The sequence below is a fragment of the Aeromonas sp. CU5 genome (assembly GCF_002586745.1).
Classification (GTDB): domain Bacteria; phylum Pseudomonadota; class Gammaproteobacteria; order Enterobacterales; family Aeromonadaceae; genus Aeromonas; species Aeromonas sobria.
This window is the reverse complement of the sequence record NZ_CP023817.1, coordinates 3,372,313-3,386,156: the sequence shown is the minus strand read 5'-3', so window position 1 is coordinate 3,386,156 and position 13,844 is coordinate 3,372,313. Positions and strand designations below refer to the sequence as shown.

Below are 13,844 nucleotides of genomic sequence, written 5' to 3'. Positions count from 1 at the left end.
ACCCCACCCGCATCGCAAGGCTATAATCCGCGCCTCGGAGTTGGCTGGGCAATCGCTGCTTCGTCGTTGTGTCCCTCGGGACAGACGGGCGGAGGGGAGGAAAGTCCGGGCTTCATAGGGCAGGGTGCCAGGTAACGCCTGGGGGGCGTGAGCCCACGACCAGTGCAACAGAGAGCAAACCGCCGATGGCCCGCAAGGGATCAGGTAAGGGTGAAAGGGTGCGGTAAGAGCGCACCGCGCGACTGGTAACAGTTCGTGGCACGGTAAACTCCACCCGAAGCAAGACCAAATAGGCCCCTATTGGCGCGGCCCGCGTTGGGGGCGGGTAGGTTGCTTGAGCCAGTGAGTGATTGCTGGCCTAGAGGAATGATTGCTACCCGGGGCAACCCGGTACAGAACCCGGCTTACAGGCCAACTCCGACCTCATTCCGCGTGAACCATCACGTTAAAATCCCGGTGCCTAACGGCACCGGGATTTTTATTATTCACGCCGAGATGCACCGCATGGCGGCTTTCTGGAATTTGTAATAAAGTTCTAACCCTTTTTGGTCGATATAGGTCGGCTGGACTGTCTGTATCTATCACACTGCTGGCCTGATGAGCGACCCTGTGGCAGTAAGGCGAGATGAAATGGTTAAGGTGGATTATTAATGTCATCAAGCAGCGCAATGCTCACACCTTCCCGGCTGCTTAGCGCAGAACGGGGCAGAACCCTGCCTCATTATGATCTGTTGGGTATAGAGCGGGTTAACCACGCCCGCTTGAAACAGGTCAATGGCCAGTTGAGCACATTTTCCCTGCAGGCTGCGAGTTGTATGGCCCAGCTGTTCAACAGCGCGGAGTGCGAACTGAATTATGGCGAGTTCGCCTTTTCCGGTCCGGCAGAGACTGCCGACGCCCATATTTGGGTAGAGGCGAGAAGTCCGCTTGAACCACAGCGCGCCGTCTATTTCTCGATCGCACCTCTGGTTATCTATCGCCTGGCGGTTCTCTTTTTCGGTGGCACCTTGCAGCAAAAAGAGGAACCCGTTCAGTCAGGCAAAGGACTGACCGATACTGAACAGCGGCTGTTATTGCGGCTTTGCCAGTATCAGGTTGATATCTGGTGTGCGTGTCTGGGGTTGGGGGATTTGAAGTGGCAGTTGCATGTCGTGCCGCGGGATTCCATCACCCACCGCCAGCTCTGGACCACGCAGGCAACCCTGCAGGCAGGTAATTGCACGCACCACTGGCAGATGTGGCTGCTTCCTCCTGAGGAGTCCATTTCTCCGGTCAGTCATTCATTGCCGGAAGGTCAGCTGGAACAGGCTCTGACTCATGTCCCGGTACGTCTGCGGGTGGTGATGGGACAGTTGTCCATGACGCTGGCGGATCTTGAGTGTCTCAAGGTGGGTGATGTGTTGTCACTGGACTTGCCTGAAGTGGTGCCAGCATTGATTGGCAGCCGTCCCTGCTTTAGTGGACGAATCGCAGAACACAAAGGCAGCCTGGTCTATCAGGTTGCGACGGTTGTAGAGGAGTAAATCGAATCATGAGCGAGCACAATATGAATGATCCACTGGATCTGGATGGACTGGATCAACTGTTTGGTGACGGCATCAGCATGCCCAGCGCAGCAGACTACATGGCGCCAACCAGTAGTAGCAAACAGCGGGATCTCTCCTTCTTTCGCCAGATCCCGGTCAAGGTAACGCTGGAAGTGGCCAGCACCGAAGTTCCTCTCGGCGATTTGATGCGAGTGGAAGAGGGGGCTGTGATTGAGCTGGACAAGCTGGCGGGTGAACCGCTGGATGTGCGGGTGAATGGCCGTCTTCTGGCCAAGGGCGAAGTTGTCGTCGTGAATGGCAAATACGGTCTGCGCCTGGTCGATGTGATCGATACCAACCTGCTGGGTGGCATGGACGACTGATGCGTTATCTGCTGCTGACGCTGCTGTTATTTTCGCTGCCCGGCTGGGGCGCGGACATGACCCTGTTCTCGGTATCGCCAGGCGCTTCAGGGGGCGAGGACTACAACATCAAGTTGCAGATCCTCTTCTTCATGACCCTGCTGGGTCTGCTTCCGACCTTGTTACTGATGATGACCAGTTTTACCCGGATCATCATAGTACTGGCCATATTGAGACAGGCACTTGGCTTGCAGCAGAGTCCTCCCAACCGGGTGTTGATCGGCATCAGTCTGATCCTGACTGTGGTGATTATGCGTCCGGTCTGGACGGACATGTATCAGAATGCATTTGTCCCTTATGACCAGAATGAAATAACCCTGTCAGAGGGGATCGCCAAGGCAGAAAAACCCCTGCGCAAATTCATGCTGGCCCAGACCCGTGAACCGGATCTGGAGCAGATGCTGCGTATCTCTGGCGAACCAACAACGGTTGCCAAGGAGGATGTGCCTTTCGGGGTGCTGTTGCCCGCGTTTGTTTTGAGTGAGTTGAATACCGCATTTCAGATTGGCTTTATGCTGTTTATCCCCTTTCTGGTGATCGATTTGGTGGTTGCCAGCGTCTTGATGGCGATGGGGATGATGATGCTCTCCCCGCTGATCATCTCGTTACCCTTCAAACTGATGGTGTTTGTGCTGGTCGATGGCTGGTCGATGACCGTCGGCACGCTGGCCGCCAGCTTTGGTGGGGGAGGCTGATATGACTCCTGAGCAGAGCGTTGCCCTGGTTGGTGGCGCGGTCAATCTGGTGGTGACCATGGTTTCGGTGCTGATTGTACCGGGCCTGATTGTGGGATTGGTTGTCAGTATTTTTCAGGCGGCCACCCAGATCCAGGAACAGACGCTCAGTTTTCTTCCCCGTTTTATCGTGACCTTGATGACCCTTATCTTTACGGGTAACTGGCTGTTGTCGCAGATCACCACCTTGTTCCAGGATCTTTTCCTTAAAATCCCCGGGCTCATCGGATGAATTCGCTGCTGTCCCTCAGTGCTGCTGACCTGACTGCATGGCTGGGACAGTGGTGGTGGCCGTTTATCCGGATCGGTATGGCATTCTGGGTGATGCCGGTTTTTGGGGATACCCGGGTGCCTGCGCAAGTCCGCCTGATGCTGGCGTTTATTATCAGTCTGCTGCTCGCCCCCATGATGAAAGATATGCCGGTTGTCGATCCTTTCAGTGCCGGTGCGCTGGTTCTGGCGGTCGAGCAGCTGTTATTTGGTTTGTTGTTCGGTCTGTGTGTCCAGCTGCTCTACATGGTGATGTCTACGGCAGGGCAGATCCTCTCCATGCAGATGGGGCTTGCGATGGCGGTGATGAATGATCCGGTCAATGGGGATTCTGCCCCCATCATCAGTCAGGTAATGACGGTTTTTTGTGCCTTGCTCTTCTTGGGGCTTAATGGCCATCTGGTGGTGCTCGACATCCTGGTGCAGAGTTTGCGTAGCTGGCCGCCGGGTTCATCTCTGGATCTGCTCGATATGAAGGGCGTGATCGGGTTGTTTGGCTGGTCTATCGGTGCCGCCCTGTTGCTGACGCTGCCTGCCGTTGTCGCCATGCTGATGGTTAACCTTACCTTTGGGGTGATGAACCGGACCGCCCCTTCGCTCAATATCTTCTCCCTCGGTTTTCCCATGACCCTGTTGCTCGGGTTGCTCACCATGGCGCTCTCCATCAGTGGCGTGCCCTCCCGTTATCTGGATTTGGTGACCCATGTACTTGAACAACTGCGAGGGTTGACCCCGGCATGAGTCAGAACAGCGCGCAGGACAAAACCGAAGAGGCCTCCAGTCAGAAACGTCAGAAAGCGAGGGATGAGGGGCAGATCGCCCGCTCAAAAGAGCTCAGTTCTGCCGGTTTGCTGCTGCTTGGCGGATTGGTGATGCAGTGGATGGTGCCGGGGTTTGGCCAGTTCTTTGCCGAGTTGATGAAGCGCCCGCAGCGTTTTGACTGGCAAGGTGCCCGTGATCCGCAAATGATGATCCATTGGTTGGGTGAAGCGCTGATAAACATGCTGTGGGTGCTGCTGCCCCTGTTTGGCTTTTTGGCACTGATGCTGGTGTTGCTCAGCATTGTGCCGGGCGGCATGGTACTGACCTGGAAAAAGCTGCTGCCCAGTGGCGAGAAGATGAACCCTTTGAAGGGGCTGGGGCGCATGTTCTCCAAGAACAGCCTGATGGAGTTGCTGAAGTCACTGCTCAAGGTGACGCTGATCGGCGGCACGCTGGCGTTGATGCTAAATCATCAATGGCCTTCTTTGTTGATGATGAACCGGATGCCCCCTCAGGCGGCCCTCGAACAGGCGCTACGGATCCTCTCCCAGGCATTTATTCTGCTGGGGAGCGTGCAGATGCTGATTGCCGTGCTGGATGTGCCCTATCAGCGCTGGTCGCTCAACAAGCAGCTCAGGATGACCAAGCAAGAGGTCAAGGATGAGCACAAGAACAGCGAAGGGCGTCCCGAGATCAAGGCCCGGATCCGCCAAGTGCAAGGAATGCTTGCCCGCGCGCGTATCGAGCAGCGGGTACCGCAGGCAGATGTGATCATCGTTAACCCGACCCATTATGCGGTGGCCATAAAATATGATGCGGCTCGTGCCAATGCCCCTTTCGTGATTGCCAAAGGGGTCGACAGCATGGCTGAGCGGATCCGTCAGGTTGCCAAGCAGCATGACAAGATGGTGATGAGCTTGCCCGAGTTGACGCGAGCCATCTATCACTCGACCAAGGTGGATCAGGAAGTCCCCGCAGGGCTGTACACGGCAGTTGCCTATGTATTGAACCATGTATTGCAGTTAAGGGCGTATGAGGCAGGCAAGGGGAGGAAACCGACTCCTCTTGCCCCGTTATATGTACCGCCCGAGTTACGTCAACCTGAGAGGTAAGTTTTGAACTGGCGTGTATTAACCCAATCCTATACCGCAATTCCGCTGATGTTATTGGCCATTCTGGCCATGATGATCCTGCCTCTGCCCGGTTGGCTGCTGGATGCGCTCTTTACCTTCAACATCGTGTTGGCGGTACTGGTGTTGCTGGTATCTGTCTCGGCCCGCAGACCACTCGATTTTTCCGTATTCCCTACCGTGTTGCTGGTTGCCACCTTGATGCGTCTGTCGCTGAACGTGGCCTCAACCCGGGTGGTGTTGTTGCACGGTCACGAAGGGCATGAAGCGGCCGGTAAGGTCATTCAGGCATTCGGTGAAGTGGTGATCGGTGGCAACTATGTCGTCGGTCTGGTGGTCTTCGTGATCCTGATGATCATCAACTTTGTGGTGATCACCAAGGGTGGCGAGCGGATTTCGGAAGTATCTGCCCGCTTCACACTGGATGCCATGCCGGGCAAGCAGATGGCCATCGATGCCGATCTGAATGCCGGCACCATGGATCAGCATCAGGCAAGAGCCCGCCGTGAGGAGATCGCGCGCGAAGCAGACTTCTATGGTGCGATGGATGGTGCCTCCAAGTTTGTTCGTGGTGATGCGATTGCTGGCCTGCTGGTGTTGATCATCAACCTGGTGGGTGGGTTGGCCATTGGCATCTTCCAGCATGCTTTGCCCGTCGCCGATGCCTTCCAGCGCTATGCGCTGCTGACCATTGGTGATGGTCTGGTTGCCCAGATCCCGTCCCTGCTGATGTCGACTGCCGCTGCGATTATCGTGACTCGGGTCAGCGATGAGGGGGAGATGGCTGATCAGGTTGGCCAACAGATTCTTGCTTCCCCCCGGGTTATCTATACCTCGGCAATTATCATGTTGATATTGGGTCTGGTGCCAGGCATGCCCATGTTCGCATTCCTCAGTTTTGCTGCTGTGCTGGCTTGGACTGGCTGGAGTGTCAGCAAGCGCGCCGTCAATGTGCCGGATCTGGATGCGGCGCAAGAGCTGACTCGTCAAATGATCCAGCCTGAACAGCAGGCACTGGAGTGGCAGGACTTGCTGCCGGTTGATACGGTTGCCATCGAGCTTGGTTATCGTCTGGTACCATTGGCTGAAACGGATAAAGGGGCGGAATTGCTTGCTCGGGTGCGCGGGATCCGCAAAACCCTCTCTGAGCAGTATGGCTTTCTGCTCCCCGAGATCCGCGTGCGCGACAATCTGCAGTTACAACCGGATCAGTACCGGATCAAGTTGTCCGGTGTCGCGTTGGCGATGGGGAATGTGGATTGTCAGCGCTTGATGGCGATCAGCAGTGGTGAGACTTATGGTGCGCTCGATGGCGAGTTGACCCAGGACCCTGCCTACGGTATGAGTGCGGTCTGGATCTCACCGGAGCACAAGGCCAAGGCGCTTAATCTCGGCTACTCGGTGGTGGACTCTGCCACAGTGATTGCCACTCATGCCAGCAAGCTGTTGCGTGAACAACTTGATGCGCTGTTTGGTCATGATGAAGTGGGCAAGCTGGGCCAATACCTGGCCAGTCAGTCACCCCGGCTGGCTGAAGAGCTTAATCTGGCGCTGACCCAGATGCAGCAATTGAGAGTTTTTCGTCAATTGCTAAAGGAACAGGTCAGCCTGACCGATATACGTACCATTGCTACGACACTGCTGGATGCGAGTGAGCTGACCAAAGATCCGGTCTTGCTGGCCTCTGATGTGCGCTGCGCCTTGAAGCGCCAGATTGTGCGACAGGCCATTGGCAATCGCGATGTGCTGGCCACGTTTACCCTGGATGATCGACTTGAGCAGACATTGCTGGCCGCGATGAACCAGTCACAGCAGCAGGGCAAGATCCAGCTGGACAGCTTCCCTGTTGATCCGCAACTGCTGGCCCAATTGCAGCAGAATATGCCGTTGGTGAAGGAGCAGCTGCAGCAGTTGGGACATGCCCCCGTGTTAGTTGTTATGCCTCAACTGAGGCCGTTAATGGCCCGTTATGCCCGATCATTTGCAAAGGGTCTCAAAGTGCTTTCTTACAATGAAATACCTGAAGAGTTACGGGTGGAGGTAATTGGTACACTTGGTTAATTGCTGTTGGATAAATATCCTGAAGGGAAGTGTTTTTTCCGCACTCCTGCTTGAATTACCGTATGAATACTATATGATGTGACTAAAATTGACGCAGTGCTACGTCAACTAAAAATAATCATTATAACAATAAGTGTGTATTCAACGACCAAGCGAACAATATGGTCGTGCCGTCCAGACATGGACAATCACATGATAAGGGCAAACTGAACTGAAAAGTCAGGACGCAAAGCCTCCGGTCTAACAGCGGGAAAGCTAATGACAGCGGGGTTACCAAGGTGTATCTAGACATCTCCTTGTTACCACATCGATATAATGTCGCACTGTTGATGCAGTGCGATCTTGTATGGCGTTCTTGTCTCTGACTCTTCATCTTTATTGATTGTTCTATCCACAGTCGCAGGTGTCAGATTCCTATGCTTTCGGGATTACCGATAAATACAACAAACGGGTTGTGTAGTCATAGCATTACCCCACACATATTATTGATACGACCCACATTAACCGCTGAAAATATTATCAAAACACGCCTCTCGGAAGAGGGGTATCGTGTATCTAGTGTTAATTCTGTTAAACAATCAAAAGGCATTATTGCTGGCAATGATGTTAATTTGATCTTGCTCGATATGGATGCCATGACCGAGCTTGGGCCGCGTATTCTACGCGAGTTTGAGGGGCTAGACTGCGTCATCATGGTCAATGAGCATCAGGCTGCGATTGCTGCGGAAGCCATGTGTGCCGGGGCTATCGACTATATTGTCAAACCCTTCGGCACTCAGCAATTGCTTGATGCGGTGCGCGGTGCTTTACGCCTTCGTCAGGCGATCCCCAATCTGATAGCCGTTTCTCCCATGAGCCTGCAGGTATTGCAACTGGCTCGGCGAGCGGCCAAAACATCTGCCACCATTCTCATCGGTGGTGAGTCCGGTACCGGTAAAGAGCGGTTGGCCCGTTATATTCACGAAATGTCAGTCAGGTCTGAAAAGCCGTTCGTGGCAATTAATTGTGCGGCCATTCCGGAGGCAATGCTTGAGTCGATTCTTTTCGGCCACAATAAAGGTGCGTTCACTGGTGCTACCTCTGCACAGCCTGGCAAGTTTGAATTGGCACAGGGTGGTACCCTGTTGCTGGATGAAATATCTGAACTGCCTTTGAACCTGCAAGCCAAGTTATTACGGGTGTTGCAGGAGAAAGAAGTGGAGCGCCTTGGCAGTAATCAAACGATTGCGCTGGATGTTCGAATTATTGCTGCCAGTAATAAAGATTTGCGGACTTTGGTTGCTGATGGGCTGTTCCGTGAAGACCTTTTTTATCGCCTTGATGTTTTGCCAATGAGCTGGCCCGCCCTGCGTGAACGTCCTGACGATATTATTCCTCTGGCTAACTACTTTATTGAGCGTTATGCACCTCAGCAGGGATACAGCTTGAGTCAGCAGGCCTGCCAGTTGCTGCTGTCTTATGAGTGGCCAGGTAATGTGCGGGAGCTTGATAATGTTATACAACGTTCGTTAATTATGGCGCGTGGTTTGCATATACAGTCAGTCGATTTGATGCTGCCAAATTGTATTCTTGTCCAAGAAACAGCCGCATCAGACATGTGGCATGCTCCTGAGGGGTTAAGTGAAACCCGTCGGAATGCCGAGTTCCAATTTGTATTAGAGACCTTGCGCCGCTTTCGTGGCCATCGTACCCGCACAGCCGATGCACTGGGCATGACGACCCGGGCGCTGCGCTACAAGCTTGCGGCGATGCGTGAGCAAGGCATTGATATTGAACAGCAGATTCAAGCAGAGGGATAACATAGTGAAGATTCAAATGATGTCATCACAGGTGACACTACTGCAACAAATGCAGGAGATGCAGCGTGTCGCCAGTCAGACTCCTTCTATCGAATCCAATAGTGATGTATCGGGAGCATCGTTTTCAGATGCGATGCACGATGTGGTAGGGCGTGTCAATGAACAGCAAAATATTGCCTCAAAGTTGATGGCATCGGTCGATGCCGGACAGAGTGATGATCTGGTTGGCGCCATGGTGGCGAGTCAAAAAGCTGGCCTGAGTTTTTCAGCCTTGATGCAGGTGCGCAACAAGCTGATGACCGGTTTTGACGACATCATGCGCATGCCACTTTGAGGTAACTGATGACTGAACTTGTAACATCCCCTGAGGGGACTGCCTCCGATTCGTTCAAGATCAAACTTCAAGAGGGGCTGCGTAACTGGCGTACTCTTTCCCGTGACAACAAATCGATCCTGACCATTGCCCTGCTAGCTGCGATTGTCGCTGGTACCATTGTGGTGATCCTGTGGACCTCCAGCAAAAACTATGTCCCCCTATATGGTAAACAGGAGCTATACGATACCGCCAACATCATGGAGATGCTGGAGAAGGAACAGGTGCCTTTCCGTTTGGAAAAAAGCACCGGTCAGGTGTTGGTTCCTGAAAACCAGTTGGCTCATGTCCGGATGGCGCTTGCTGCACGAGGGGTTCGTGCGGCTATGCCGTCTGGCCTGGAAGGTTTGGACAACGTAACCGGATTGGGCACCAGCGAATTTATGGAAGGGGCGCGTTATCGTCATGCCCTGGAAGGTGAACTGGCCCGAACTATCATAGCGCTTGATGCTGTGCGTAGTGCCCGTGTTCATCTGGCTATACCGAAGCGCACGCTGTTCGTGGGGCGAGATGAGGAAAAACCCAGCGCGTCAGTGATGCTCGATGTGCAACCGGGCCAATCCATCGAAGCAGGCCAGGTCGAGGCGATCGCCAATCTGGTGGCTGGCAGTATCTCCGGAATGAAACCCGGTGCCGTGACTGTGGTGGATCAATCAGGCCAACTGCTCAGCGCAGAATTGGGCGATAAGGTTGGTTTTGGCAAACAGAGTGTCCAGCAGATGGAGTATGTCCGCAAGCTGGAGCAATACATCCGTCAACGCGCCAGTGACATGCTCTACCCCATGTTGGGCAGTACCAATTTCAAGGTGCAGATTGCGGCTGACGTGAACTTCAATGCTGTCGAAGAGACCCAACAGCAGCTCGATCCGCAAGGTGTGGTGACTCATGAGTCCAACAAATCGGACAAAACCGTCGATGCGTTGGCGATGGGCATTCCCGGGGCGCTTTCCAACCGTCCGCCAGAAACCTCAGCGAAAGAGGATAAAGCCGATACCGCCAAAGGTAATGCTGCGCAGCCACAACCACAGAATGATACACGTACTGAGCGTCAGGAAGTCAGCAAGCAGTACGAAAACAGCCGCACTATAGTGCATACCACTTATCAGCAGGGGCGTCTGGAGCGGATCAACGTATCCATTCTACTTAACCAACAGATCGCTCCTGAAGGTGGCTGGAGTGCCGATCAACTGGAACAGATCCGTCAGATGGTGGAGCGTGCAGTCGGTTTCGATGAGTCTCGTGGTGATCAGATCAGTCTGCAGGCCTTTGATTTCAATGGTGCAGTACCAGTGACGGCTCCCGAATCCGGCTGGTGGGAAACCCCGTACTGGCAAGACTCCTTGCGTTATCTGGTCGGCGGTTTGCTTGGCCTGACGCTGGTATTCTTCGGTATTCGCCCGTTGGTGAAACATCTGGTCCGTACCCAGCAACAGCCGGATATGGAAGTCAATCTGGCAGATGAAGAGCTGGAGCCCACCGTCGGATTGTCCATGCGTAGTGATGATCCCCAACTATCGGCCGCGTTGTCCAATGGCTTGATCCACGCAGACAACAAGATAGAACCTCAGTTCTCTTCACTGGATATGGAGTCACTGCCAGAGCCGGGATCTGAACTTGAGGTGCAACTCCAGCATTTGCAGTTGCTGGTTGAAAAAGATACCGCCCGTGTGGCGGAGGTTGTCAGAGCGTGGGTGAGTGGCAATGAACAGCGTTAACTTGAATCAGAGTGCCGTCGATATCGATATCGACAACCTTGAAAAGGCCGCCATCTTGTTGCTGAGCATGGGGACCGAGTCTGCTGCCAAGGTAATGCAGAAGCTCTCCCGTGACGAGGTGCAGCGTTTGATCTCCAAGATGGCGGCTCTGTCTGGCGTCAGCGCTATCGAAGCGAAGTGGACATTGCAGCAGTTCTTCAACCAATACCGAGAGCAGAGCGGGATTGGCAGTGCCTCACGGGAGTATCTGGAACAGACGCTGGATCTGGCGTTGGGTCAACGGCTCTCCCGTAGTTTGCTCGACAGCTTGTACGGCGATGTGATGAGTCAGGATATCCAGCGCCTGCAGTGGGTGCCTGCCGATGTACTGGCCCGTTTCTTCCGCAACGAGCATCCCCAGATGCAGGCTGTGCTCTTGGCATTCCTTCCGCCCCAGACTGCGTCCGCCGTGCTCGATGCGTTGCCCGGTTCGGTTCATGACGATTTGCTGGTGCGCGTCGCAAGTCTCAGCAGTGTCAGCGAACATGTGCTGGGTGAGCTCAGGCTGACGCTGGATCGCTGTCTGGCTTACGTGGCAGATCAATCCGGTGCCAAGGTAAATGGGGTGCGGCAGGTGGCCGATATCCTCAACCGCTATCAGGGTGACAAGGAGCAGATGCTCTCGCTGCTGCGTGAGCATGATGGTGACATGGCTCTGGAGATCGAGAAGAACATGTTCGACTTCATGGCGCTGCGCCGTCAGAGCGACGACACCCTGCAACGGTTGGTGCAGGAGCTGCCCAGCGAATTGCTGGCACTGGCCCTCAAGAACACCGAGACCACTTTCCGCAAAGTTATTCTGGGTGCCATGCCGAAGCGGATGGCTCAGGCGCTGGACGATCAGATCCAGAACCAGGGCAGTGTCTCTTTGCGCAAGGTCGAGCAGGCCAGGGAAGAGGTCATGCAATTGGTCCGCGAGTTGGTGGAGCAGGGCGAGATCGAGTTCCAGCTGTTCGAAGAGCCCACCGTCAGTTAACAGGAGGCATTCATGAGTCACAATGTACGCAAATTGATGCCTGGGGCGACCCGTCTGTATCGCTTCCCTGCGCTCGGTCAGAGTGGGGAAGAGGCTCAGAGCCAACAGGAACAATTTGAATTCGGCTATCAGCAAGGGCTGGAGCAAGGTCACGACGAAGGTTATCAGGCTGGTTATCAGCAAGGGTTGACCTGCGGTCTGCAGGACGGTGAGAGCACCGGTTTGCAACAAGGGCAAACCCGCGGTTTTGCTCAGGGTCTTTCGGAGGGGCGAGCTGCCTTCGAACAGGCGATGGTGCCATTTGCCAAGCTGCAAGAGCAGTGGGAGTCGCTGAGTCGGGCCCGGATGGCCGAGCAGAAAGAGCTGATTGCCAAACTGGTGGCGCAGGTTGCCAAACGGGTCATTATGGCCGAATTCACCCTCAATCCGCAGCAGGTGATGAATCAGGTCGAGCAGGCGCTGGCTACCTTGCCGAGTGAATCGGAAGAGCTGGTGATCTACCTCAACGAGGGAGATCGGCAACGACTTGCCGAGCAGGGGGTGACTCGTTGTGAAGGGTGGCCATTGCAAGTCGATGCAGCACTCGGGGTGGGCGATGCCCGTATCGAAACTCGCGCTGCCGTCGTCGAGGTGAGCACCAGCTCCCGTTTGGCAAGTTGCATCGAACAGCTCAACAGCTCGCTGGACGTGCCGCAAGATGCATGAGGCCTTGCAGCAGGCACTGACCAGTGCGCTGGACAATCTGGATGAGTTGCCCGCGTTTCGTCGTTTTGGCCGGTTGGTGCGAGTGACCGGCCTGACTCTGGAAGTGGTCGGCTGCCAACTGGTGATGGGGCAACGTTGTCGTGTCAGTACGGCAAGTGGAACACCACTGTTGGCTGAGGTGGTCGGTTTTAACCGGGATATCTCTTACCTGATGCCGCTGCAGCCGATGAGTGGCCTCTTCGCTGGTGCTCAGGTCGAACCTATCGATGGAGAGGAGACCGTTCGACTCGGTGTTCACTTGCTGGGACGGGTACTCGATGGGTTGCTACAGCCGCTCGACGGGCAGCCGTTACCAGACGTTGGTGACAGCGTACCCCTGTTTGCTCTTCCACCAAATCCACTATTGCGAACCCCGGTACGTGAACCGCTGGATGTCGGTATCCGCGCCATTAATGGCCTGCTGACGGTTGGTAAGGGCCAGCGTTTGGGGCTGTTCGCCGGTTCGGGGGTCGGCAAGAGTATGTTGCTCGGCATGATGACCCGTAATACCGCAGCCCAGATCGTCGTGGTGGGGCTGATTGGTGAGCGGGGTCGTGAAGTGCGCGAATTCATCGAGCACAGTCTGGGCGCCGAAGGTCTGGCTCGCGCGGTGGTTATTGCTGCGCCAGCGGATCAATCTCCACTGATGCGGTTGCGAGCGGCCCAGCTATGTCACCGGATTGCCGAATATTTCCGTGAGCAGGGGCAAGATGTGCTGCTGCTGATGGATTCACTGACCCGTTATGCCCAGGCACAGCGTGAAATTGCACTGGCCATCGGTGAACCCCCCGCGACCCGGGGCTATCCGCCCTCGGTATTCAGCATGCTGACCCAGCTGGTGGAGCGAGCCGGTAACGGCACGCATCCGGATGGCAGTCTGAGTGCTTTCTACACCGTGCTGGCGGAAGGTGATGATCAGCAGGATCCGGTGGTCGATGCGGCGCGCGCCATTCTCGATGGTCATATCGTGCTGACCCGTCGTCTGGCGGAAGAGGGCCACTATCCTGCCATTGATATCGGTGCATCGGTGAGTCGGGTTATGCCACAGGTCGTGCCCGCAGAATGGCAAAAGCTGGCGGTAACCTTGCGCCAGCTATGGGGACGCTATCAGCAGGTGCGTGAGCTGCTGCCACTGGGGGGTTATCAACCCGGGGCCGATCCGCAAATGGATGACGCTGTTCAGCGTTATCCGGGGATTGCGGCATTCCTGCAGCAAGGCTTGCATGAAGAGATGGCCTTTGAACAGGTGATGGTTGGTCTCAAGCAGGTGCTGGGGCAGGGATAAGGATTCGT

The 13,844-nt window shown here is 55.0% G+C and carries 13 protein-coding genes, 1 other RNA gene and 1 riboswitch; all 14 genes read left to right on the top strand.

From position 1 onward, the window contains the following. The first annotated feature begins 36 nt into the window (after window positions 1-36). The 14 genes from rnpB to lfiI all read left to right on the top strand — a co-directional run bounded on the left by rnpB (window position 37) and on the right by lfiI (window position 13,836). Window positions 37-423, top strand: an RNA gene (gene rnpB, locus CK911_RS15135) — RNase P RNA component class A. A 227-nt stretch (window positions 424-650) separates the two neighbouring features. Next, on the top strand, window positions 651-1,523 hold the full coding sequence (gene lfiM / locus CK911_RS15130) for a lateral flagellar motor switch protein LfiM (RefSeq protein ID WP_172954029.1): 873 nt from the start codon (window positions 651-653) through the stop codon (window positions 1,521-1,523). An 8-nt stretch (window positions 1,524-1,531) separates the two neighbouring features. Further along, on the top strand, window positions 1,532-1,909 hold the full coding sequence (gene lfiN / locus CK911_RS15125; RefSeq protein WP_068978376.1) for a lateral flagellar motor switch protein LfiN: 378 nt from the start codon (window positions 1,532-1,534) through the stop codon (window positions 1,907-1,909). Further along, entirely contained in the window at window positions 1,909-2,643 is a 735-nt protein-coding gene (gene fliP / locus CK911_RS15120) for a flagellar type III secretion system pore protein FliP (protein WP_005336248.1), read from the top strand. The genes lfiN and fliP overlap by 1 nt, the downstream gene beginning before the upstream one ends. Before the next feature lies 1 nt (window position 2,644). Further along, window positions 2,645-2,914 carry a flagellar biosynthesis protein FliQ gene (gene fliQ / locus CK911_RS15115; RefSeq protein ID WP_033138173.1) on the top strand — a complete coding sequence of 90 codons (270 nt, stop codon included), beginning with the start codon at window positions 2,645-2,647 and terminating at the stop codon, window positions 2,912-2,914. After that, window positions 2,911-3,693 (top strand): lateral flagellar biosynthetic protein LfiR, encoded by a 783-nt coding sequence (lfiR, locus tag CK911_RS15110; RefSeq protein ID WP_042061500.1) that lies wholly within the window; start codon window positions 2,911-2,913, stop codon window positions 3,691-3,693. The genes fliQ and lfiR overlap by 4 nt, the downstream gene beginning before the upstream one ends. After that, window positions 3,690-4,826, top strand: a complete 1,137-nt coding sequence (gene flhB, locus CK911_RS15105; protein ID WP_098970950.1) for a flagellar biosynthesis protein FlhB — start codon at window positions 3,690-3,692, stop codon at window positions 4,824-4,826. Before lfiR ends, flhB begins: the two co-directional genes overlap by 4 nt. Window positions 4,827-4,829: 3 nt before the next feature. Then, entirely contained in the window at window positions 4,830-6,905 is a 2,076-nt protein-coding gene (gene lfhA, locus CK911_RS15100; protein ID WP_098970948.1) for a lateral flagellar biosynthesis protein LfhA, read from the top strand. 190 nt (window positions 6,906-7,095) lie between these two features. Continuing rightward, window positions 7,096-7,183, top strand: a riboswitch (cyclic di-GMP riboswitch). Window positions 7,184-7,321: 138 nt separating this feature from the next. Then, window positions 7,322-8,704: a lateral flagellar response regulator transcription factor LafK gene (gene lafK / locus CK911_RS15095; RefSeq protein WP_098970945.1), complete on the top strand. Its 1,383-nt coding sequence runs from the start codon at window positions 7,322-7,324 to the stop codon at window positions 8,702-8,704. 4 nt (window positions 8,705-8,708) lie between these two features. Further along, entirely contained in the window at window positions 8,709-9,038 is a 330-nt protein-coding gene (lfiE, locus tag CK911_RS15090) for a lateral flagellar hook-basal body complex protein LfiE (RefSeq protein WP_083221033.1), read from the top strand. Window positions 9,039-9,046: 8 nt separating this feature from the next. Next, entirely contained in the window at window positions 9,047-10,792 is a 1,746-nt protein-coding gene (fliFL, locus tag CK911_RS15085) for a lateral flagellar M-ring protein FliFL (RefSeq protein ID WP_172954028.1), read from the top strand. Continuing rightward, window positions 10,779-11,807, top strand: coding sequence for a lateral flagellar motor switch protein FliGL (gene fliGL / locus CK911_RS15080; RefSeq protein ID WP_098970943.1), 1,029 nt, complete (start codon window positions 10,779-10,781; stop codon window positions 11,805-11,807). The genes fliFL and fliGL overlap by 14 nt, the downstream gene beginning before the upstream one ends. 12 nt (window positions 11,808-11,819) lie before the next feature. Next, a complete protein-coding gene (lfiH, locus tag CK911_RS15075; RefSeq protein ID WP_098970941.1) occupies window positions 11,820-12,512 on the top strand; it encodes a lateral flagellar assembly protein FliH in 693 nt (230 codons plus the stop codon). Beyond that, entirely contained in the window at window positions 12,505-13,836 is a 1,332-nt protein-coding gene (gene lfiI / locus CK911_RS15070) for a lateral flagellar FliI-like assembly ATPase LfiI (protein ID WP_098970939.1), read from the top strand. Before lfiH ends, lfiI begins: the two co-directional genes overlap by 8 nt. Window positions 13,837-13,844 lie beyond the last annotated feature (8 nt).